This is a genomic window from Halorhodospira sp. 9622 (genome assembly GCF_022228025.1).
Lineage (GTDB): Bacteria > Pseudomonadota > Gammaproteobacteria > Nitrococcales > Halorhodospiraceae > Halorhodospira > Halorhodospira halophila_A.
In genome coordinates, this window is record NZ_JAJNRE010000007.1 from 1 (window position 1) to 21215 (window position 21215).

16 protein-coding genes are annotated in these 21215 nt (G+C 68.0%); 3 read left to right on the plus strand and 13 right to left on the minus strand.

All coding sequences use genetic code 11. From position 1 onward, the window contains the following. Positions 1–14: 14 nt before the first annotated feature. From lpdA to LRG07_RS05570, 12 genes are all read right to left on the minus strand, one after another. The gene (lpdA, locus tag LRG07_RS05515) at positions 15–1787 is read right to left on the minus strand and encodes a dihydrolipoyl dehydrogenase (RefSeq protein ID WP_238641948.1); all 1773 of its coding nucleotides are present in this window, start codon (positions 1785–1787) and stop codon (positions 15–17) included. Between the two features lie 96 nt (positions 1788–1883). Next, positions 1884–3266, minus strand: a complete 1383-nt coding sequence (gene aceF / locus LRG07_RS05520; protein ID WP_201169871.1) for a dihydrolipoyllysine-residue acetyltransferase — start codon at positions 3264–3266, stop codon at positions 1884–1886. 2 nt (positions 3267–3268) lie between these two features. After that, entirely contained in the window at positions 3269–5944 is a 2676-nt protein-coding gene (aceE, locus tag LRG07_RS05525) for a pyruvate dehydrogenase (acetyl-transferring), homodimeric type (RefSeq protein ID WP_238641949.1), read from the minus strand. Between the two features lie 137 nt (positions 5945–6081). After that, positions 6082–6723 carry a DUF502 domain-containing protein gene (locus LRG07_RS05530; protein ID WP_201169876.1) on the minus strand — a complete coding sequence of 214 codons (642 nt, stop codon included), beginning with the start codon at positions 6721–6723 and terminating at the stop codon, positions 6082–6084. Between the two features lie 104 nt (positions 6724–6827). Further along, on the minus strand, positions 6828–7892 hold the full coding sequence (gene fba / locus LRG07_RS05535) for a class II fructose-bisphosphate aldolase (RefSeq protein ID WP_201169878.1): 1065 nt from the start codon (positions 7890–7892) through the stop codon (positions 6828–6830). Positions 7893–7925: 33 nt separating this feature from the next. Beyond that, positions 7926–9359, minus strand: coding sequence for a pyruvate kinase (pyk, locus tag LRG07_RS05540; RefSeq protein ID WP_201169880.1), 1434 nt, complete (start codon positions 9357–9359; stop codon positions 7926–7928). A 35-nt stretch (positions 9360–9394) separates the two neighbouring features. Further along, entirely contained in the window at positions 9395–10579 is a 1185-nt protein-coding gene (locus tag LRG07_RS05545; protein ID WP_201169882.1) for a phosphoglycerate kinase, read from the minus strand. A gap of 50 nt (positions 10580–10629) precedes the next feature. Further along, positions 10630–12636, minus strand: coding sequence for a transketolase (gene tkt / locus LRG07_RS05550; RefSeq protein ID WP_201169884.1), 2007 nt, complete (start codon positions 12634–12636; stop codon positions 10630–10632). A gap of 129 nt (positions 12637–12765) precedes the next feature. Further along, positions 12766–15108, minus strand: coding sequence for a nitric oxide reductase activation protein NorD (locus LRG07_RS05555; RefSeq protein WP_201242982.1), 2343 nt, complete (start codon positions 15106–15108; stop codon positions 12766–12768). 40 nt (positions 15109–15148) lie between these two features. Continuing rightward, positions 15149–15955, minus strand: coding sequence for a CbbQ/NirQ/NorQ/GpvN family protein (locus LRG07_RS05560; protein WP_201169889.1), 807 nt, complete (start codon positions 15953–15955; stop codon positions 15149–15151). 132 nt (positions 15956–16087) lie between these two features. Continuing rightward, a complete protein-coding gene (locus LRG07_RS05565; protein WP_201169891.1) occupies positions 16088–16447 on the minus strand; it encodes a ribulose bisphosphate carboxylase small subunit in 360 nt (119 codons plus the stop codon). A 19-nt stretch (positions 16448–16466) separates the two neighbouring features. Further along, positions 16467–17888 carry a form I ribulose bisphosphate carboxylase large subunit gene (locus LRG07_RS05570; RefSeq protein WP_201242983.1) on the minus strand — a complete coding sequence of 474 codons (1422 nt, stop codon included), beginning with the start codon at positions 17886–17888 and terminating at the stop codon, positions 16467–16469. A gap of 198 nt (positions 17889–18086) precedes the next feature. Here LRG07_RS05570 and LRG07_RS05575 point away from each other — a divergent pair, with 198 nt between their 5' ends. From LRG07_RS05575 to LRG07_RS05585, 3 genes are all read left to right on the plus strand, one after another. Beyond that, positions 18087–19043: a LysR family transcriptional regulator gene (locus LRG07_RS05575; protein ID WP_011813846.1), complete on the plus strand. Its 957-nt coding sequence runs from the start codon at positions 18087–18089 to the stop codon at positions 19041–19043. A gap of 98 nt (positions 19044–19141) precedes the next feature. Further along, positions 19142–19822 (plus strand): ribulose-phosphate 3-epimerase, encoded by a 681-nt coding sequence (rpe, locus tag LRG07_RS05580; protein ID WP_201242984.1) that lies wholly within the window; start codon positions 19142–19144, stop codon positions 19820–19822. A 47-nt stretch (positions 19823–19869) separates the two neighbouring features. Beyond that, on the plus strand, positions 19870–20757 hold the full coding sequence (locus LRG07_RS05585) for a phosphoribulokinase (RefSeq protein WP_201169898.1): 888 nt from the start codon (positions 19870–19872) through the stop codon (positions 20755–20757). A 106-nt stretch (positions 20758–20863) separates the two neighbouring features. Here LRG07_RS05585 and LRG07_RS05590 read toward each other — a convergent pair whose 3' ends face one another. Then, a complete protein-coding gene (locus LRG07_RS05590; protein ID WP_238641950.1) occupies positions 20864–21106 on the minus strand; it encodes a hypothetical protein in 243 nt (80 codons plus the stop codon). Positions 21107–21215 lie beyond the last annotated feature (109 nt).

Below are 21215 nucleotides of genomic sequence, written 5' to 3' on the forward strand. Positions count from 1 at the left end.
GCGACGAGCGGCAGCTACTTGCGCTTTTTCGGCGGCAGCAGATCGGTGATGCTGCCGCTGGCCATCTCCGCCGCCATGGCCACCGTCTCGGAGAGGGTCGGGTGGGGATGGACGGTCAGACCGATGTCGTGGGCATCCGCCCCCATCTCCAGGGCCAGGCCGATCTCGCCGATCAGATCGCCGGCACCGGGGCCCACGATGCCGCCGCCGATCACCCGCCCAGTGTCCGCATCGAAGAGGATCTTGGAGACGCCATCGCTGGCATCGAGCGACAGCGCGCGACCGTTGGCCGCCCACGGGAAGGCCCCCTTCTCGTAGGCGATCCCCTCGGCCTTCGCCTGCTCCTCGGTCACCCCCACCCAGGCGACCTCCGGATCGGTGTAGGCCACCGAGGGGATGGCCCGGGCGTCCCAGGCGCTCTTCTCCCCAGCGATCACCTCGGCGGCGATCTTGCCCTCGTGCACCGCCTTGTGGGCCAGCATGGGCTGGCCGACGATATCGCCGATGGCGTGGATGTGCGGCACTGCGGTGCGCATGTGCTCGTCCACGCTCAGGCAGCCGTCATCGCCCGGCGTCAGTCCGGCGGCCTCAAGGCCGATACCGTCGCTGTTCGGACGGCGGCCCACCGCCACCAAGACGCGATCGAAGCGGTCACTCTCCGGGGCATCCGCACCGCTCAAGGTGACCGTCAGCGACTTCTTGTTCGCCTTGACCCCGGTCACCTCCGTGTTGAGGTGGATCGCCTCGCAGCGCTTGGCCAGGCGCTTGCGCAGGACCTTGACCAGATCCGGGTCGGCCCCGGGCATGAGCCGGTCGGAGAGTTCGACCACCGTCACCTTGCTGCCCAGCCCGGAGTAGACCGAGGCCATCTCCAGGCCGATGATCCCGCCGCCAACCACCAGCAATCGCTCGGGGATCTCCTCGAGCTTGAGGGCACCGGTGGAGTCCATCACCCGCGGGTCGTCCACGGCCAGCGACGGCGGGATCGCCGGCCGCGACCCGGCGGCGATGATGCAGTGCCGGAAACTGATGGTCCGCGTTCCCTCCTCACCGGCCACCCGCAGGTGGTGGGCATCGGCGAAGGTCGCCTCGCCGGTGACCACCTCAACCTTGCGCTGTTTGGCGATGCCGGCCAGCCCCTGGGTCAGCTGCTTGATGATGCCGCGCTTCCAGTCGTTGAGCCGCTCCAGATCGATCTTCGGCTTACCGAAGGCGATCCCGTGGGCGGCGAACTGATCCGCCTCGTCCACCACCTTGGCGGCGTGGAGCAGCGCCTTGGAGGGGATGCAGCCGACGTTCAGGCAGACGCCGCCGAGGACCGGGTACCGATCCACCAGCATCACCTTCAGCCCTAGGTCGGCGGCCCGGAAGGCGGCACTGTACCCCCCCGGCCCCGCGCCGAGGACGACCAGGTCGCAGTCCGCCTCCTGCGGGGCATCGGTGGCGGCCGCGGCCACCCCTTCGTCCGCCGGGGTCTGCTCGGCGGGTGCCCCGGTGGCGGCCCCACCGGCCGCGCCCTCGCCGGCAGCCGGATCACCGCCGGCGGCCTCTTCCGCCTGGAGGGTCAGGATCGGAGACCCCTCGGAGACCGTATCGCCCACCGCCATGTGCACCTCACGCACCACCCCGGCCGCGGATGCGGGCACCTCCATGCTCGCCTTGTCGGATTCCAGGGTGATCAGTGATTGCTCGGACGCGACCCGATCCCCCGGTCCGACCAGCACCTCGATGACCTCCACGGCCTCGAAGCCGCCGATATCCGGTACCTTGACCTGTTGCTCAGCCATGCCGTGCTCCAATCCTTGCCGAGTCCGCCGGCGCAGCACGCCGGCGCTGGTTTGCGCGGGGGCGGCCGGCGGCCGCCCCCGCCCGCTGGGCGCCCCTTACAGCACCAGCCGGCGCAGGTCGCCGAGGACCTGGCTCAGGTAGGTGGTGAACCGGGCGGCCATGGCGCCGTCAATGACGCGGTGGTCGTAGGAGAGCGACAACGGGAGCATCAGCCGCGGTTGGAAGGCCTGCCCATCCCACACCGGCCGGGTCTCCGACTTGGAGACGCCGAGGATCGCCACCTCCGGGGCGTTGACGATGGGCGTGAACGCCGTACCACCGATGCCACCGAGGCTCGAGATGGAGAAACAGCCTCCCTGCATGTCCGCCGGAGAGAGCTTGCCGTCGCGGGCCTTGGCCGAGAGGGCGCCGAGGTCCTCGGCGATCTGCAGCACGCCTTTCTGATCGGCGTCGCGCAGGACCGGGACCACCAGACCCTCGGGGGTGTCGACGGCCACGCCGATATGGCAGTAGTGCTTGATGATCAGCTCCTGCCCGTCCGCCGAGAGGCTGGCGTTGAAACGCGGGTACTCGGCGAGGGCCGCGGTGGCCGCCTTGACCAGGAAGGCCAGCGGGGTGAGCTTCACGCCCCGGGCCTCGGCCTCCTTCTTCAACGACTGGCGGAAGGCCTCCATCTCGGTGATGTCGGCTTCATCGAACTGTGTGACGTGGGGGACATTCAGCCAGCTGCGGTGCAGGTGCGGCCCCGAGAGCCGCTGGATGCGGGTCAGCGCCACCCGCTCCACCTCGCCGAAACGACTGAAGTCCTGCTCGGGGATCGGCGGGATCCCGACCCCTTCGGCGGCCGGGGCGCCGGCGGCGGCACCCGTTGGCGGGACCTCCTGGCCCTGCATCACGCGCTTGACGTAGGCCTCCACGTCCTCGCGCCGAATACGCCCCTTGCGTCCGCTGCCGCTGACGCGCCCGAGGTCGACGCCGAGCTCGCGGGCGTAGCGACGAACCGAAGGGCTGGCGTGGGCGGCGCGGTGGCCGTCGCGATCGATCGGCGGCTGCCCGCCGCTGGACGCGGCGGGCCCTGTGCCGCTGCCCGCCGGGGCGGGCGCAGGGGCCACCGGCGCCGATCCGCCGGCCGGCTTTTCGCTTCCGGACGATCCGGCCGTTTCCTCGGCCGGGGCGCCCTCAGCAGCCGGGGCCTCGGCCGGTGCCGCCGGCTCAGCCGGCCCGGATGCGGCATCGGCGGCGGCCGTGTCGACGGTGGCGATCACACTCCCCTCGGAGACCATATCACCGACGGCGATGTGCACCGCCCGGATCTCGCCCCCGACCTCCGCCGGCACCTCCATGCTCGCCTTGTCGGACTCGAGGGTAATCAGCGACTGCTCCGGCTCGATCCGGTCCCCGGGCGCGACCAGGACCTCGATCACCTCCACGGCCTCGAAGCCGCCGATATCCGGTACCTTGAGCTCCTGTTCCGCCACGGTCACACCTCCCACGGGTTCGGGGCATCCGCCGCCAGCTGGTACTTGCCGATGGCCTCGCTGACCTTCCCGGCCTCGATCTCGCCCTCATCGGCCAGGGCGTAGAGGGCTGCCGCGGCGATGTGGTAGCGATCCACCTCGAAGAAGCGCCGCAGCTTCTCGCGGGTATCCGAGCGGCCGAAGCCGTCGGTACCCAGGGACCAGAACTTGCGTCCGATGTAGGGACGGATCTGATCCGGGTAGGCGCGCATGTAGTCGGTGGCGGCAATGGCCGGGCCACTGTAGCCCTCCAGGCACGCCTGCAGGTACGACTGCCGACGCTCGGACTCCGGGTGGAGGCGGTTGCCCCGGGCGCAGGCCATGCCGTCGCGGGCCAGCTCGGTGAACGAGGGGCAGCTCCAGATATCGGCATGGACGCCGAAATCGCCAGCGAGCAGCTCCGCGGCGGCGATCACCTCGCGGAAGATGCTCCCCGAGCCCATCAGCTGCACCCGCGGCCCCTTCTTCTTGGGGCCGGCGCGGAAGAGGTACATGCCGCGGCGGATGCCCTCCTCGGCCCCCTCGGGCATCGCCGGATGGGTGTGGTTTTCGTTGTAGACGGTCAGGTAGTAGAAGCAGTTCTCCTGCTCGGCGTACATCCGGCGCAGCCCGTCCTGGACGATCACCGCCAGCTCGTAGTCGAAGGCCGGGTCGTAGGAGACGCAGTTGGGGATGGTCGAGGCGAGGACGTGGCTGTGGCCGTCCTGGTGCTGCAGCCCCTCGCCGTTGAGGGTGGTCCGGCCGGCGGTGCCACCAATCAGGAAGCCCCGGGCCTGGATATCCCCGGCGGCCCAGCACAGGTCCCCCACCCGCTGGAAGCCGAACATGGAGTAGAAGATGTAGAAGGGGATCATGTTGACGCCGTGGTTGGCGTAGGCCGTGGCCGCCGCCATCCACGAGGACATGGCACCGGCCTCATCCAGCCCCTCCTCGAGGATCTGCCCGGTCTGCACCTCGCGGTAGGACATCAGCTGATCGGCGTCCTCGGGCTCGTAGAGCTGCCCCACGTTGGAGTAGATGCCGAGCTGACGGAACAGCCCCTCCATCCCGAAGGTGCGCGCCTCGTCGGGGATGATGGGCACCACCCGCTGGCCGATCTGCTTGTCGCGGGTGAGCACCGTCAGCGCGCGCACGAAGGCCATGGTGGTGGACAGCTCCCGCTCGCCGCTGTCCTTGAGCAGCGCGTCGAAGGCGGAGAGCTGCGGGACCTCGAGCGCCGGCGCCCGCTCGTAGCGCACCGGCATGTAGCCGCCCAGGGCCTGCCTACGCTCGTGGAGGTAGCGCATCTCCGGGGCGTCGTCATCGGGCTTGTAGAAGGGCGTCTCCTTGAGCTGCTCGTCGGGGATGGGGATCTCGTAGTGGTCGCGGAACCGGCGCAGGGCGTTCTCACCCATCTTCTTCTGCTGGTGGGTGATGTTCTGCCCCTCGCCGGCCTCGCCCATGCCGTAGCCCTTGACGGTCTTGGCCAGGATCACGGTCGGCTGCCCGGTATGGTTCACCGCGGCGTGGTAGGCCGCGTAGACCTTGTGCGGGTCGTGGCCACCGCGGTTGAGCCGGTAGATGTCGTAGTCGGACATGCCGGCGACCATCTTCTCCAGCTCCGGGTACTTGGCGAAGAAGTGCTTGCGGGTGTAATCACCGCCGCGCGCCTTGAAGGCCTGGTACTCGCCGTCGACGGCCTCCTCCATGCGCTGCTGCAGCAGCCCCTCGTGGTCAAGCTCGAGCAGCGGATCCCAGCGCGAGCCCCAGATCACCTTGATCACGTTCCAGCCGGCGCCGCGGAACTCGCCCTCGAGCTCCTGGATGATCTTGCCGTTGCCGCGCACCGGACCGTCGAGGCGCTGCAGGTTGCAGTTGACCACGAAGATCAGGTTGTCGAGCTGCTCGCGGGCGGCCAGGCCGATCGAGCCCATCGACTCCGGCTCGTCCATCTCGCCGTCGCCCATGAAGCACCAGACCTTGCGGTCTGCGGTGTCCTCGATCCCGCGGTGGTGCAGGTACTTCATCATGCGCGCCTGCTGCACCGCCTGGATCGGGCCGAGGCCCATGGAGACGGTGGGGAACTGCCAGAAGTTGGGCATCAGCCAAGGGTGGGGATAGGAGCTGATGCCGTCGCCGTCGACGTCCTGACGAAAACCGGCCAGCTGCTCGGCGCTGAGCCGCCCCTCGAGGAAGGCGCGGGCGTAGATCCCCGGCGCGGAGTGCCCCTGGAGGAAGACCAGATCGCCGTCCTGCTCCTCGTTGGGCGCCCGCCAGAAGTGGTTGAAGCCGACCTCGTAGAGGGTGCAGGCCGAGGCGTAGCTGGCGATGTGCCCGCCGATGCCGTCGTGCTCACGGTTGGCGGCAACCACCATGGCGATGGCGTTCCAGCGCACCAGCGCCCGGATACGCCACTCCAGGTGGTGATCGGTGTACTCCGGCGGGCGCACCTCGAGGTGCCGGGGGATGGTGTTGATGTAGCCGGTGGTGGCCTTGAAGGGCAGATGGCCGAGCCGGCGCCGGCCCTTGCTGACCAGGTGCTCGAGGATCTGCTGCGCCCGCTCGGGCCCCTCGTGCTCGATCACCGCATCCAGGGCGTCGAGCCACTCCTGGATCTCCTCCGGATCCGGATCGTCGCGCAACTCGGGTATCGATTTCATGGTCCACCTCCTGGTTAAGAGTCGCCGGGACCCACGGGGCGCGACACGGCGGGTGGCCGTCCCGCACCCGGCGGCCTTGTGGGCCCCCGGGGGATCCCCGCAGACGGGCGAGCTTTGTTGTTCTTGTCGTCGCTAGGTCACGGCTGCCTCTCCGCTCCCTCGGGCGGTTCCTCGAGCAGCTCGTCGAGCGAGGCGCTCTTGCGCGTCGACATCCCCGCGGTGACCGCAAAGCGCATGGCGTCCTCGACACTCATATCGACGGGCTCGACCACCGAGGCCGGAACCAGCAGCGTGTAGCCACCCACCTGGTAACTCATGGGGGTGTAGACGGCGATGGTGTGCTCGTCACCGAGCCCTTCGGCCACCCCCGCCCACTGCCTGCGCGTCACCACGCCGAGCACCCGGTAATCGCTACCGGGCAGCGGCACCGTGACCACCTGGTCGCCCAGCTCCTCGGCCCGGGAGACAAACCCGGTCAGGTCCTGCACCGCCCCGTAGATGGTCTTGACCACCGGCAGCTGCAGGAGGATCTGCTCGAACCACTCCCACAGGCGGCGCAGAAGGTAGAAGTTGAGGAGGACGCCGATGGCGAAGATGCCGGCCAGTGCCAGGGCCACGCCCAGGCCGGGGTGATACCAGGTCTCGGGGATGATCAGCTGCACGACGCTCCCGAGCGCCCGCTCGGCGGTCATGATCAGCCAGTAGAGAAGATAGAGGGTGACGACCGCCGGCAGAACCGCCAGCAGCCCCTTGAGGAAAATACCGCTAATCCTGCGCATGGTATTGCTCCCCGCTGGCTTGGCCGGGGGGGGGGGGGGCCCCCCCCCGCGGGGGGGGGGGGGGGGGGGCCCCCCCCCCCAAGGCTCTGGGGACAGCTCCCGGTTCAGCTCACCTTGGGGGCGAGCTCGCCGGACTCGTAACGCTCGACCATGGTCTCTAGGGGGACCGGCTTGATCTTGGACGCCATCCCCGCCGAGCCGAAGGCCTCGTAGCGGGCCTTGCAGATCTCCTTCATAGCCTCGGTGGAGGCCTTCAGGAACTTGCGCGGGTCGAAGTTGGACGGGTTCTCGGCCAGGTGCTTGCGCACCGCGCCGGTGGAGGCCAGGCGCAGGTCGGTATCGATGTTGACCTTGCGCACCCCGTTGCGGATGCCCTCTTGGACCTCCTCGACCGGTACGCCGTAGGTCTCGGGGATCTCACCGCCGAACTGGTTGATCAGCTCCAGCCACTCCTGCGGCACCTGGGAGCTGCCGTGCATGACCAGGTGGGTGTCCGGCAGGCGCTGGTGGATCTCCTTGATCCGGCTGATGGCCAGGATGTCGCCCGTGGGCGGACGGGTGAACTTGTAGGCGCCGTGGCTGGTGCCGCAGGCGATGGCGAGGGCGTCGACATGGGTATCGCGGACGAACTGCGCCGCCTCCTCCGGGTCGGTGAGCAGTTTGTCCTTGTCCATCTTGCCCTCGGCCCCGACGCCGTCCTCCTTGCCGGCCTCACCGGTTTCGAGGGAGCCGAGCACGCCGATCTCGCCCTCGACCGAGACACCGCCGGCATGCGCCATCTCGGCAGCGCGGCGGGTCACTCCGGCGTTGTAGTCATAGTCGGCGGGGGTCTTGCCATCTTCCTTCAGCGAGCCGTCCATCATCACCGAGGTGAACCCGGACTGGATGGCGCGCATGCAGGCACCGGGGTTGGCACCGTGGTCCAGGTGGACCACCAGCGGGACGTCCGGATAGGACTCCACGGCGGCCTCCATCAGGTGCCGATAGAAGGGGACGCCGGCGTACTTGCGGGCCCCGGCGGACGCCTGGACGATAGCCGGGCTATCGCACTCCTTGGCCGCCTCCATGATGGCGTGGAGCTGCTCCATATTGTTGGCGTTGAACGCCGGCATGCCGTAGCCGTGCTCGGCTGCATGATCGAGCAGCTGTCGCAGGGTGATCATCGCCATAGTCTCGACTCCTCCGCTATCTGTGCATTCACTCTAGAGATAATCGTCCACGCAGACGATGCGCAACGTGTTCGTACCGCCCGCGGCACCGAGCTCCTCGCCGTGGGTGACCAGGACGTAGTCGCCCTGGTTGACCAGTCCCTGACGGGAGAGGCGCGCCAGTAGCCGGCTCTTGAGGGCGTTGAGGTCCTCCTGCTCGGCATCGAACTCCAGCGGATAGACGCCGCGGTAGAGGGTCACCCGCCCCCGGGTCTCCGGGTGGCGGGTCAGGACGTAGATCGGCAGCCCCGAGCTAATCCGCGACATCCACGAGGCCGTTCCCCCGGATTCGGTGATGGCGATCAGCGCCTTGATGGAGAAGTGGTTGGCGGCGTACATCGCCGCCATGGCCACCGTCTCGTCGACCTGTGTGAAGTGCTCGTCCAGCCGGTGGTGGGAAACCGTCACCGTGCGACTGCGCTCGGCCGCCCGACAGACCCGGTCCATGGCGGCCACCGTCTCGGCCGGGAACGAGCCGGTGGCGGTTTCGGCCGATAGCATCACGGCGTCGGTGCCGTCCCGCACGGCGTTGGCCACGTCGAAGACCTCGGCCCGCGTCGGGATGGGGTTGTCGATCATCGACTCCATCATCTGCGTCGCCGTGATGGCCACCCGGTTGCGAGCCCGGGCGGTCTGGATGAGCTGCTTCTGGACCTCGGGCAACGCAGCATCGCCGATCTCCACGCCGAGATCGCCGCGGGCGACCATGATGGCATCGGCGGCATCCATGATCTCCTCGGCGGCGTCCAGCGCTTCGGCGCGCTCGATCTTGGCCACGATCCCGGAGCGCCCACCGGCCTCGGTGAGCAGCCGCCGGGCCTCGTGGATGTCGTCAGCGCACCGCGGGAACGAGACCGCCACGTAATCGGCGGCCAACTCGGCGGCCGTAACGATATCGACCCGGTCCTTGTCGGTGAGCGCCGGTGCGGAGAGCCCGCCACCGCGGCGGTTGATGCCCTTGCGATCGCTGAGTTCACCGCCAACCTGCACGGTGGTGTGGACGGCGGTCCCCTCGATGCGCTCGACCCGGACCACCAGGCGGCCGTCGTCGAGCAGCAGTTCGTCGCCGGGATGCAGGTCATCCGGCAGGGCCCGGTAGGCGACCCCGACGCGGGTGTGGTCCCCAGCATCCGGATCCACGGCGGGATCGAGGATAAAGGGGTCGCCGCGGCGCAGCTGGATCGGGCCATTGCGAAAGCGCTCGATGCGGATCTTCGGCCCCTGCAGATCCACCAGCACCCCGACACGGCGACCATGGGCCTCGCCCCAGGCGCGCACGGCCTCGACCCGCTGGCGGTGGTCGCTGGCCTCGCCGTGGGAGAGGTTGATGCGCACCACATCCACCCCGGCGGCGAGGACGGCCTCCAGGCCCTCGGGCCGGTCCGTCGCCGGCCCGAGGGTCGCCAGGATCTTGGTTCTGCGGGGCATCACGCCACCGACTCCCTGACTGAGTACCGCGTCGATCACGAATGCGCCGCCGCGTGCTGCTCGAGGGCCGCAACACCGGGCAGCTCGCGACCCTCGAGGAACTCGAGGAAGGCGCCACCGCCGGTGGAGATGTAGGAGACCCGCTCGGTGATGCCGAACTGCTCCACGGCGGCCAGGGTGTCACCGCCGCCGGCGATCGAGAAGCCGTCACTGGCGGCAATGGCCTCGGCCAGTGCCTCGGTACCGCCGGCGAAGGGCGCCATCTCGAACACGCCCACCGGGCCGTTCCAGACCACCGTACCGGCATTGCGCAGCATGCCGTCGTAGCGGGCACGGGTCTTCGGCCCGACATCGAGGATCATCTCGTCGTCGGGCACGGCCTCCACCGGGTGGACGCTGGCCTCGGCGTCCGCGGAGAACTCCCTGGCGGTGATCACATCCTCGGGGATCGGGATCTCGCCACCCTTGGCGCGGGCCTCTTGCATCAGGCGCTTGGCGGTTTCGACGAAGTCAGCCTCATAGAGGGACTTGCCGACGGAGTATCCCGCCGCGGCAATGAAGGTGTTGGCGATCCCGCCGCCGACAATGAGCTGATCCACCTTGTGAGTGAGCGCCTCCAGCACCTGCACCTTGCCGGAGACCTTGGAGCCGCCGACGATGGCGATCATCGGCCGGGCCGGGTTGTCCAGCGCCTTGCCCAGGGCCTCCAGCTCGGCGGCGAGCAGCGGACCGGCACACGCCTCGGGCGCGAAACGGGCCACGCCGTGGGTGGAGGCCTGGGCACGGTGCGCGGTGCCGAAGGCATCCATGACGAAGACATCGCACAGTGCCGCCATGCGTCGGGCCAGATCCTCGTCGTCCTTGGTCTCGCCGGGCTGAAAGCGCACGTTCTCCGCCAGCGCGACGCCGCCCTCGGCAACGTCGACGCCATCGAGCCATTCACGCACCACCGGCACCTCGCAACCCAGGATCTCGCCCAGGCGGCGGGCCACCGGAGCCATCGAGGCCTCGGCGTCGTATTCGCCCTCCTTGGGCCGCCCGAGGTGGGACATCACCAGCACCCGGCCACCGGCCTGCATGGCCTGGCGGATGCTCTCGGCGGCAGCGCGCACGCGGGTATCGTCGGCGACCTGGCCCTCCTTGATCGGGACGTTCAGGTCCTCGCGGATGAGCACCCGCTTGCCCGCCAGGTCGAGATCGGTCATGCGCTTCGCTTTCACGGCCACTCTCCTCTAGTCGATTCTGGTTCTGCGCCCGCGGGCGGGGGCCCTCAGCCGAGGACCCGCCGGCCCGCATCAGCCACGCTGTCCGCGGTCAGGCCGAAGTGCTCGTAGAGTTCCGGCCCCGGCGCCGATTCGCCGAAGGTGTCGAGGCCGACTACGAGGCCGCACTGACCGACCCAGCCCTGCCACAGGCCGGTGGCACCGGCCTCGACGGCCACCCGCGGTACATCACCGGGCAGCACCTGCTGACGGTAGGCCTCGTCCTGCGCGCAGAACGCCTCGACACAGGGCATGGAGACCACGCGAACGCTGCGCCCCTCGCCCTCGAGACGGTCCCGGGCCGCCATGGCCAGATCCACCTCGGAGCCGGTGGCCAGGATGACCAGCTCGGGCTTGCCGGAGCCGGCCTCCTTGAGGACATAGCCACCGCGGGCGATGGACCGGGCTTGGTCGCCGCTGCGCTGCTGCGGCTCCATGCCCTGGCGCGACAGTGCCAGCACGCTCGGTCCGTCCTCGCGGGCGATGGCCGCCGCCCAGGCCGCTGCAGTCTCCTGGGCGTCACACGGACGCCAAACGTGCAGGTTGGGGATCAGGCGCAGACTGGCCAGCTGCTCGACAGGCTGGTGCGTGGGTCCGTCCTCGCCGAGGCCGATGGAGTCGTGGGTGTAGACCATCACCACCCGCTGCTTCATCAGCGCCGCCATACGCACGGCGTTGCGGGCGTAGTCGGAGAAGATCAGGAAGGTGCCGCCGTAGGGGATGAACCCGCCGTGCAGGGCGATGCCGTTCATGATAGCGGTCATCCCGAACTCGCGCACGCCGTAAAAGACGTAGTTGCCGTCGGGCTGCTCCTGGCTGACCGTCGAGCAACCGTCCCACCAGGTGTTGTTCGAGCCTGTCAGGTCGGCGGAACCGCCGAGCAGCTCGGGCAGTTGCGGCCCGAAGTGACCGAGCACCGCCTGGGAAGACTTGCGGGTGGCGTCCTTCTTGCCGCCGGCGAACTTCTCCAGGCCCTCGGCAACCAGCTCCTGCCAGTTGCCCGGCAACTCACCGCGCATCCGCCGCTCCAGCTCGTCGGCCAGCTCGGGGTGTTCCTTGCGGTACGCCTCGAGGCGCTCGCCCCACTCCTGGAGCAGCTGCTCGCCACCAGCACGCGCATCCCACGCCTTGTAATGGGCTTCGGGGATCTCGAACGGGCCGTGCTCCCAGCCCAGCTGCTTGCGGCAGGCGGCGATCTCCTCTTCGCCCAAGGGGGCACCGTGCACGCCAGCGGTGCCGCACTGATTGGGCGCACCGAAGCCGATCACCGTCTTGCAGTCGATCAGCGTCGGGCGGCTGGTATCGGCGCGCGCCTGCTCGATGGCCTGCCGCACGGCCTCGCCGTCGTGACCATCCACCGGGCCGATCACCTGCCAGCCGTAAGCCTCGAAACGCTTGCGGACATCCTCCGTGTACCAGCCCTCGACGTTGCCGTCGATGGAGATGCTGTTGTCGTCGTAGAAGGCAATCAGCTTGCCCAGCCCCAGGGTGCCGGCCAGCGAGCACGCCTCATGGGAGACCCCCTCCATCAGGCAGCCGTCGCCCATGAAGACGTAGGTGTAGTGATCGATGATCTCGTGGCCCGGGCGGTTGAAGCGCGCCGCCAGCATCCGCTCGGCCAGCGCCAGGCCAACGCTGTTCGCCAGCCCCTGGCCCAGCGGCCCGGTGGTGGTCTCCACGCCCGGCGTGTAGCCGTACTCCGGGTGCCCCGGGGTCCGGGAGTGCAGCTGGCGGAAGTTCTTGAGGTCGTCGGTGGTGAGGTCGTAGCCGGTCAGATGGAGCAGCGCATACTGCAGCATCGACCCGTGACCATTGGAGAGGACGAAACGATCGCGGTCGAACCAGCCCGGCCGCTGGGGCGCATGGCGCATGTAGTCCCGCCACAGCACCTCGGCGATGTCCGCCATACCCATCGGTGCCCCCGGGTGGCCGGAGTTGGCCTTTTGGACAGCGTCCATGGCCAGGGCGCGAATGCCGTTGGCGAGCTCTCGTCGGCTCAGTTCGGTCGACGCCATGTTCTACCTCCCTCAATGGAATATTGTTCTGTTGCGGCTCGGGTCGAGCATGCCGCCATACTGCCCCGAAACTTTACGGATCGCGAACGATCAGCAAAAGCAAACCGTCCTGATCGTCCGAATAAGCGGCTACCGGGTCAGCTGGGCGAACACCGCCGGCAGGCGCTCCGGCAGGCGCTCCACGTGCTCGACCACCGAGTAGCCGTTGGCCCCGAAGATCCGTGACACGTAGGCGTCCGCGTCCCGATCCAGGGTCAGGCAGTAGCTGGTCACCCCTCGGGCGGACAGCTCCTCGGCAGCCTTGCGGGCGTCGTGGCGCAGGTACTGCGGATCCCGCACGTCGACGTCGTGCGGCTCTCCGTCGGTGACGATCAATAACAGCTTGCGCCGCTGCGGTTGACGCACCAAGTGGGCCCCGGCGTGGCGCATTGCCGCGCCCATGCGGGTCGAGTACTGCCCGCGCATCCCAGCCAGGCGGGACTTCGCTTCCTCGCTCCACGGCTGATGGAAGTCCTTGAACCGGTAGTACTGGACGTCGTGCCGACCGTCCGAGGAGAAGCCGTGGACAGCGAAGGGGTCACCGATGCCGTTGATGGCCCAGCCGAGCAGCGAGGTGGCCTCGCGGGTCAACTCGATGACGGTCTTCTCGCTGCCGCCCATAGCGTCGTTGGTGGACTCGGAGAGATCGAGCAGAAGCAGCACCGACAGATCCCGGGTCTTACGGATGTAGCGGGTGTTGATGCGCGGATCGGGGCTCATGCCCAGGCGCAGGTCGACCATGGAGCGCACGGCGGCGTCGATATCCAGCTCGTCGCCGTCCTCCTGTCGGCGCTCGCGGATCACCCCCTGGGGCTGCAAGGCGTCGACGAGGTAGCGCAGGCGGCTGGCCACCGGCCGGTAGTCCTTGAGGACCTGGTCCATGACCTCGGGGTCGCCGCGTTTCGGACGGCGCTCGACCACCGTGACCCAGTCGGGGCGATTGAGCTGGACCTGGTAATCCCACTCCGGGTAATGGAACGGCGGGCTGGCCGGCTCCACCCCTTCCATCTCGTTGTAGCTGACCCCGAAGTCCTCGTAGGGGAAGAGCTCCGTCCCGAGGACCCAGACCTCCTGCGCGTCGTCGCCGGCGAGTTCGCAGTCAACCTCGTTGACGAACTCCATCAGGTTGACCTGGCGGCGCACCTGCCGGTGGCTGGCCGGGATGTACTCCGCCTCGAGCCACTCCTCCTCATCGCTGGCGAAGAGGTAGCGGTTGTCGTCGCGGTAAGGGACGGCCATCCGCTGCAGGACGCGGGCCGAGGGCATGGGGTAGCGCTGCGCCAGGCTATTGTGCAGCTCCATGCCCAGCTCCCACGACAGCCCCACGTCCCGGGGGCGATCGGCGAAGTGGTAGTGGAAGATCTCGCGCACCTGCTGGACCCAGGGGTCGTCGTCGGCGTACTCCGGGTCAAGCAGGGCGTGGGCAGCCCGCTCCAGGCGCTCGACCACCGGATCCAGCTCCGCCTCGCGCTCGGCGGCCCGGGCCCGGTGGAAAGGCAGCCACAGCCGCTGCAGCCCCGGAAACTCGTCGATGGCCAGCGCCTCGACCCGGGCGTCCTCGATCAGGCCGATGACGGCCATCTGCGCCGGATTGAGCATCTCGGGCGAGAGCGGCTCGATGGTATGGACCAGGTGCGCGGCCGCGTGGGCGGCCGCGGCCCGATAGAGGTCCTTGCCCGGCAGCCCGTGGTAGTCGTCGTAAGCGTCGGGCAGATGGATCACCCGCTGCTCGATGAACGGCTTGTACCCCTCGCGGGTCTCGAAGTCCCCGGAGGTCGGCCGCATGAAGAAGTCCCGGGCCCAGAGCGCACGCAGGTAGAAGTTGAGCTTGCGCTGGTTATCCACCAGCAGCGTGCCGCGGCGCTCCTGCTGGAGCATCGCCTGACTGTCGGCACTCTGCAGGCCGAAGTAGGCGCGCTGCTGCTCGAAATCGCGGGCGTGGGCCTGGGCGCCCCACAGCGCCCAGCGCCGGAACCCGCCCAGGGTGAGCTTGGAGAAGAGCTCGTCGAGGTTCTCGAGCATCGGCCGCAGGCCGCGCGGAGCCTTGGCCGAAAGCTGGTGGACGAGGTTCAGGAACTGGCGCAGCAGCTCCGGATCGCCGAGCCGTCGCGCGGCAGTGGGTAAGCCGGCCAGCAGCAGGGCAATCACCTGGCCGCTGACCATCGAGGAGAGCTTCATGGCGGCAGTGACCACCTCGGTGAGCACGTCCTCGCCCACTTCCTTGGCCACCGCAGGCATCGCCTCCAGGTAGCAGATGACCAGGTCGGCGCCGCGGCCCAGCTCGGCCAGGGCCCGGGCCCCTTCCAGGTAGTTGTGCAGCCCCCGTGGCGACATCACCCGCGACGCCTCGGCGAAGCTCGCCTCCAGCGTCTCGGCGATCCGCGGATCCGCCGCCACCAGGGTCTCACGGTAGTCCTCGAGGCGCACCGTCATCGCAATCCCCCGCACTGCCCCCGGGTGATCACCCGGTCGTTCAGAAGTAGGTCGCCACCGCCTGATCCAGCGTCTCGCGCATGTCCGGATCGTCGGTCAGGGGGCGCACCAGCGACATGGTGCAGGCTGAGCGCGGCTCGATGCCCTTGGCGATCAGGTTGCCGGCGTAGACCAGCAGACGCGTGGAGATCCCTTCATCCAGCCCGTGGCCCTTGAGGTTGCGGGCGCGGTGGGCGATCTGCACCAGCTTGTCGGCGATATCGCTGTCGACGCCGGTCTCGTGGGCGACGATCTCCGCCTCGGCCGCGGCCTCCGGGTAGTCGAAGTCGAGGGCGCCGAAACGCTGCTTGGTGGACTGCTTGAGGTCCTTCATCAGCGACTGATAGCCGGGGTTGTAGGAGATCACCAGGTGGAAGTCCGGGTGGGCGTGCACCAGCTCGCCCTTCTTCTCGAGCGGCAGGGTGCGCCGGTGGTCGGTCAGGGGGTGGATCACCACGGTGGTGTCCTGACGCGCCTCGACCACCTCGTCGAGGTAGCAGATGGCGCCGATCCGCGCCGCGGTGGTCAGCGGCCCGTCCTGCCAGCGGGTGCCATTGGCGTCGAGCAGGTAGCGGCCCACCAGGTCGGCGGCGGTCATATCCTCGTTGCAGGCCACCGTAACCAGGGGACGCTGCAGCTGCCAGGCCATGTACTCGACGAAACGAGACTTGCCGCAGCCGGTCGGCCCCTTGAGCATGACGGGCATGCGGGCCTGGTAGGCGGCCTGGTAGAGATCGACCTCGTCACTGACCGGCCGGTAGTACGGCGCTTCAGTGACGCGATACTGGTCCACATCGTGCTCGGTCATCGGCCCCTCCGCTCGGGTACTGGCTTTTCGAATGGCGACGGGGGCGATCCCGGCCACCATTCGAAAAGCAGCGGTGCGGTCCCGGCGACCACCGCCCGGCGCGGGCGGCGATCGCCGGGCACACCCCGGCCACTAGGCGTCGATGGGACCCCGATAGATCACCATCGCGGTGCCCTGCGTCTGCCGGTAGTTGTCGTAGCCAATCAGGCGCACGTGGTGCTCCGGGTGCTCCTTGTGGCACGCCTCGGCCTCTTTGAGGATGGCGTCCACGTCGGTCTCGCCGAACATCGGCAGCTTCCACATGTACCAGTAGTGGTCGAAGGCGTTCTCCGGCTCGGTGTGCTCGATGGCCGGGTTCCAGCCCTGGTCGACGATGTACTGGACCTGCTTGCGGACGTCCGCGTCGCTCATCTCCGGCAGGTAGGAGAAGGTCTCGAAGCGACGGCTGTTCGGATCGGACAGCTTGGACTTGTAATCCTGGATCTCACTCATTGCTCAGTCTCCTTCCCCTTTACCGGTGCGCCGTGTCCAGCTTGTCCACGGTGTCGAACTCGAACTTGATCTCCTTCCACGTCTCCATGGCGGCCTTCAGCTCGGGGCTGCTCTTGGCGGCCTCGGTGAGGATCTCCTTGCCCTCCTTCTCGAGCTCGCGGCCCTCGTTGCGGGCCTTGACGCAGGCCTCCAGGGCCACGCGGTTGGCCGCGGCGCCGGCGGCATTGCCCCAGGGGTGGCCCAGCGTACCGCCGCCGAACTGGAAGACCGCATCGTCACCGAAGATCGACAACAGAGCCGGCATGTGCCAGACGTGGATCCCGCCGGAAGCGACGGCGAAGGCGCCCGGCATCGCGCCCCACTCCTGATCGAAGAACAGGCCGCGGGAGCGGTCCTCCTCGATGTAAGGCTTGCGCAGCAGGTCGATCCAGCCCAGCGTCGACTGGCGGTCACCCTCGAGCTTGCCGACCACCGTTCCGGTGTGCAGCTGGTCGCCGCCCATCAGGCGCAGGATCTTGGTCAGCACCCGGAAGTGGATGCCGTGGTTCGGGTTGCGGTCGAGCACCGCGTGCATGGCGCGGTGGATGTGCAGCAGCATGCCGTTGTCGCGGCACCAGTTGGCCAGGCCCTGGTGGGCACAGAAGCCGGCGGTGATGTAGTCGTGCATGATGATCGGCGCGCCGATCTCCTTGGCAAACTCGGCACGCTTGTACATCTCCTCCGGCGTCGGGGCGGTGACGTTGAGGTAGTGGCCCTTGCGCTCGCCGGTTTCCTCCTCGGCCTTCTGGATCGCCTCCATGACGAACTCGAAGCGGTCGCGCCAGCGCATGAAGGGCTGGGAGTTGACGTTCTCGTCGTCCTTGGTGAAGTCGAGACCGCCGCGCAGGCACTCGTAGACCGCGCGGCCGTAGTTCTTGGCCGAGAGGCCGAGCTTGGGCTTGATGGTGCAGCCGAGCAGCGGCCGGCCGTACTTGTTCATCTTGTCCCGCTCGACCTGAATGCCGTTCGGCGGCCCGGGGCAGGTCATCACGAAGTGCAGCGGGAAGCGCACGTCCTCCAGGCGCAGGGCGCGCACGGCCTTGAAGCCGAAGACGTTGCCCACCAGCGAGGTGAAGACGTTGACGATCGAGCCCTCTTCGAAGAGGTCGATGGGGTAGGCGATGAAGGCGTAGAAGGCCTCGTCGTCGCCCGGCACGTCCTCGACCTTGTAGGCGCGACCCTTGTAGTGCTCCAGGTCGGTGAGCAGGTCGGTCCAGACCGTGGTCCAGGTCCCGGTGGAGGACTCGGCGGCGACGGCGGCGGCCGCCTCCTCGCGGTCCACGCCGGGCTGCGGCGTCACCTTGAACACGGCCAGAAGGTCGCTATCCTTGATCTTGTAATCGGGCTCCCAGTAGGTCTCCCGATACTCCTTGACGCCCGCGGTGTACGTCTTGCTAGCCATCGATCCTCTCCTCAAGCGTTTCTGCTCGTAAGTCCAAACACGCCCCGGGGCTTTAATGAGCAGCACCGGTTCTTGTGGCTGCCCCTTGCGGCATGTCTCCAGACAGCATAGCCTTGCAGTTCAAGAAGAAAAAGAAATTGTTTTTGGTGCTTGGATAAGTTTTCCATTATTAACAAGCATTGGGGGAGGCCCAGGAGGATGAACATCACACTACGGCAGCTACAGGTGTTCGAGTCTGTAGCCCGACATCTCAGCTTCACCCGTGCCGCCGAGGAGCTGTATCTCACGCAGCCGGCGGTCTCCATGCAGATCAAGCAGCTCGAGCAGCAGGTCGGACTGCCCCTGTTCGAGCAGATCGGTAAACGAATCTACCTCACCGAGGCCGGCGAGGAGGTGCGGCGCTATGCCCAGCGCATCTCCGCCGAACTGCGCGAGCTCGCCGACGGCCTCGAAGCCCTGCGCGGGCTGAACAGCGGCCGACTGCGACTGACGGTGGCCTCGACCGCCAACTACTTCGCCACCGACCTGCTCGCCGCCTTCACCCGGCGACAGCCCGGGGTGACGTTCCAGCTAGAGGTCACCAACCGGGAGGGGGTGATCCGCCGCATTCAGGACAATGAGATGGACCTGGCGGTCATGGGTCGCCCGCCGGAGGGGCTGGATGTCGCCGCCGAGGCCTTCATGCCGAATCCGCTGGTGATCATCGCCGCGCCGGACCACCCACTGGCAGACGGCTCGCCGATCCCACTCGAACGCCTGCAGGACGAGCTCTTCGTGCTGCGCGAGCAGGGCTCGGGCACCCGCAACGCGGTCCAGCGCGTGCTCGAGGAACGCGGCATGAACCTGCGCGGCGGGCTCGAAATGAGTTCCAACGAGGCCATCAAGCAGTCGGTACAGGCCGGACTCGGGCTCGGCGTCGTCTCCATCCACACCGTAGCCCTGGAGCTCGAGTTGGGCCGGCTGCGGGTGCTCAACGTCGAGGGCTTCCCTCTGGAGCGGCAGTGGTACCTGGTCCACCGCTCGGGCAAGCGCCTCTCGCCGGCGGCGGAGGCGTTCCGTCAGTTCATCCTCGACGAGGCCCACCGGCACTGGCAGGTCCCGGAGACGCCAGGGGTTGCGCCCCCGCAGGAACCGCCGCTGCAGGCCGTTCCGTGAGCCCGTTTATTCCAATAATCATCAATCCTTAGTTCCCCGCGGGGCGCCCCGGGCTTAGCTTGCCGGGGCGCCCTGGGTTCAAGCCGGGAGGAGTACCCATGAACAAGCCGTGGATCGCACCGTCCATCCTGTCCGCCGATTTCGCCCGCCTGGGCGATGAGGTCAACGCCGTTCTCCGGGCCGGCGCCGATGCCATCCACTTCGATGTCATGGACAACCACTATGTCCCCAATCTGACCATCGGCCCGCTGGTCTGCCAGGCGCTGCGCGATCACGGCATCACTGCGCCCATTGACGTGCATCTGATGATCAAGCCGGTGGACCGGATCATCCCCGATTTCGCCGCGGCCGGGGCCGACTGGATCACCTTCCACCCCGAGGCCAGCGAGCACGTCGACCGCTCCCTGAGCCTGATCCGCGAGCACGGCTGCCGGGCCGGCCTGGTCTTCAACCCGGCCACGCCGCTCGACTGCCTGCGCTACGTCGCCGATAAGGTCGACATGGTGCTGCTGATGTCGGTCAACCCCGGCTTCGGGGGGCAGAAGTTCATCCCCGGGACCATCGACAAGATCCGCGAGGCGCGGCAACTGATCGATGAGCTGAACCCGGACGCCCGCCTGCAGGTCGACGGCGGGATCAAGGCCGAGAACATCCGTCAGGTGGCCGAGGCCGGCGCGGACACCTTCGTGGCCGGCTCGGCGGTCTTCGGGGCCGAAGACTACGGCCAGGCCATCGCCGATATGCGCAAGGAGCTCGAGGCTGCGCACCGCGCCGGTTGAGCTCGCATTCAAGGGAATTTCTAGTCAGCGAGCAAGAGGGTCAAGCCATGTCCGAGAAGCATCCCATCATTGCGGTCACAGGCTCCTCCGGGGCAGGGACCAGCACCGTCAAGAACGCCTTCGAGCACATCTTCCGCCGGGAACAGGTCACCCCGGTGGTGATCGAGGGCGACGCTTTCCACCGCTTCAACCGGCAGGAGATGCGCGACCAGCTGGCCCGAGCCGCCGAGGAGGGGCGCAACCTGAGCCACTTCGGGCCGGAGGCCAACGTCTTCGACGAGCTCGAGCACTCCTTCCGCCGGTACGGCCAGGAGGGCATCTGTCGACGCCGCAGGTACCTTCACAGCGATGAGGAGGCGGAACCCTACGGACTGCGCCCCGGCGAGTTCACCGACTGGGAGGACGCCGGCCAGGACAGCGATCTGCTCTTCTACGAGGGGCTGCACGGCGGCGTCGTGACCGAGGAGCACAACGTGGCGCAGCACGTGGACCTGCTCGTCGGCGTGGTGCCCATCGTCAACCTGGAGTGGATCCAGAAGATCCATCGCGACGGCGCCGAGCGCGGCTACACAGCCGAGAAGACCGTGGACACCATCCTGCGGCGCATGCCGGACTACGTGAACTACGTCACGCCGCAGTTCTCGCGGACCGACATCAACTTCCAGCGCGTACCCACGGTGGATACCTCGAACCCGTTTATCGCCCGGGATGTGCCGACGCCGGATGAGTCCTTTACGGTGATCCGCTTCCGTCAGCCGGAGCGCTTCGGGATCGATTTCCCGTACCTGCTGAACATGATCCCCGACTCCTTCATGTCGCGGCGGAACACCATGGTGGTCCCCGGCGGCAAGACCGGCTTCGCCATGGAGCTGATTATGACGCCGATCATCCACGAGTTCGTCGAGCGCAGTCGCAAGCTCAAGGGCTCGCGCTAGGCGGCGCGGCCCGCGGCCGGCAGGAGAAACCGAAAGAGGGGGCGTCACCGCGGTGACGCCCCCTCTTTATTCGGGATCGACCCACCTCGGGGCGGGCCGTCAGGACTTAGAACTGCTCTTCGAGATCCTCGTCGCCGAAGTCATCCTCGAAGTCGTCATCGAAGTCGTCATCGAAGTCGTCATCAAAGTCGTCAAAGGCCTCGTCCTCGTCCATCGGGGCCGGCTCATCGCCCTCCGGCATCTCCTCGAACTCGTCGAGCTCCTCGAAGTCGTCGCCGCCGCCGCAGCCTGCCAGCGTCAGCCCGCCGGCGATGGTCAGGACCCCCAGGATGGTTGCCAGCTTGCGCATCAGTCCTCTCCTCTCTAGGCGATTTGGAATGATCCGGGGAAGCGCGCATCAGCACGCGCCCCCGCCTCAATCACAAGGACACCGGCACACTGCGTCAAGTTCCCCCGGG

What these genes read in the sequence shown, in the direction of transcription:
- lpdA (WP_238641948.1), bottom strand. Translation starts at nt 1,787, where the DNA reads ATGGCTGAGCAACAGGTCAAGGTACCGGATATCGGCGGCTTCGAGGCC.
- aceE (WP_238641949.1), bottom strand. Translation starts at nt 5,944, where the DNA reads ATGAAATCGATACCCGAGTTGCGCGACGATCCGGATCCGGAGGAGATC.
- LRG07_RS05530 (WP_201169876.1), bottom strand. Translation starts at nt 6,723, where the DNA reads ATGCGCAGGATTAGCGGTATTTTCCTCAAGGGGCTGCTGGCGGTTCTG.
- fba (WP_201169878.1), bottom strand. Translation starts at nt 7,892, where the DNA reads ATGGCGATGATCACCCTGCGACAGCTGCTCGATCATGCAGCCGAGCAC.
- pyk (WP_201169880.1), bottom strand. Translation starts at nt 9,359, where the DNA reads ATGCCCCGCAGAACCAAGATCCTGGCGACCCTCGGGCCGGCGACGGAC.
- tkt (WP_201169884.1), bottom strand. Translation starts at nt 12,636, where the DNA reads ATGGCGTCGACCGAACTGAGCCGACGAGAGCTCGCCAACGGCATTCGC.
- LRG07_RS05555 (WP_201242982.1), bottom strand. Translation starts at nt 15,108, where the DNA reads ATGACGGTGCGCCTCGAGGACTACCGTGAGACCCTGGTGGCGGCGGAT.
- LRG07_RS05560 (WP_201169889.1), bottom strand. Translation starts at nt 15,955, where the DNA reads ATGACCGAGCACGATGTGGACCAGTATCGCGTCACTGAAGCGCCGTAC.
- LRG07_RS05565 (WP_201169891.1), bottom strand. Translation starts at nt 16,447, where the DNA reads ATGAGTGAGATCCAGGATTACAAGTCCAAGCTGTCCGATCCGAACAGC.
- LRG07_RS05570 (WP_201242983.1), bottom strand. Translation starts at nt 17,888, where the DNA reads ATGGCTAGCAAGACGTACACCGCGGGCGTCAAGGAGTATCGGGAGACC.
- LRG07_RS05575 (WP_011813846.1), top strand. Translation starts at nt 18,087, where the DNA reads ATGAACATCACACTACGGCAGCTACAGGTGTTCGAGTCTGTAGCCCGA.
- rpe (WP_201242984.1), top strand. Translation starts at nt 19,142, where the DNA reads ATGAACAAGCCGTGGATCGCACCGTCCATCCTGTCCGCCGATTTCGCC.
- LRG07_RS05585 (WP_201169898.1), top strand. Translation starts at nt 19,870, where the DNA reads ATGTCCGAGAAGCATCCCATCATTGCGGTCACAGGCTCCTCCGGGGCA.
- LRG07_RS05590 (WP_238641950.1), bottom strand. Translation starts at nt 21,106, where the DNA reads ATGCGCAAGCTGGCAACCATCCTGGGGGTCCTGACCATCGCCGGCGGG.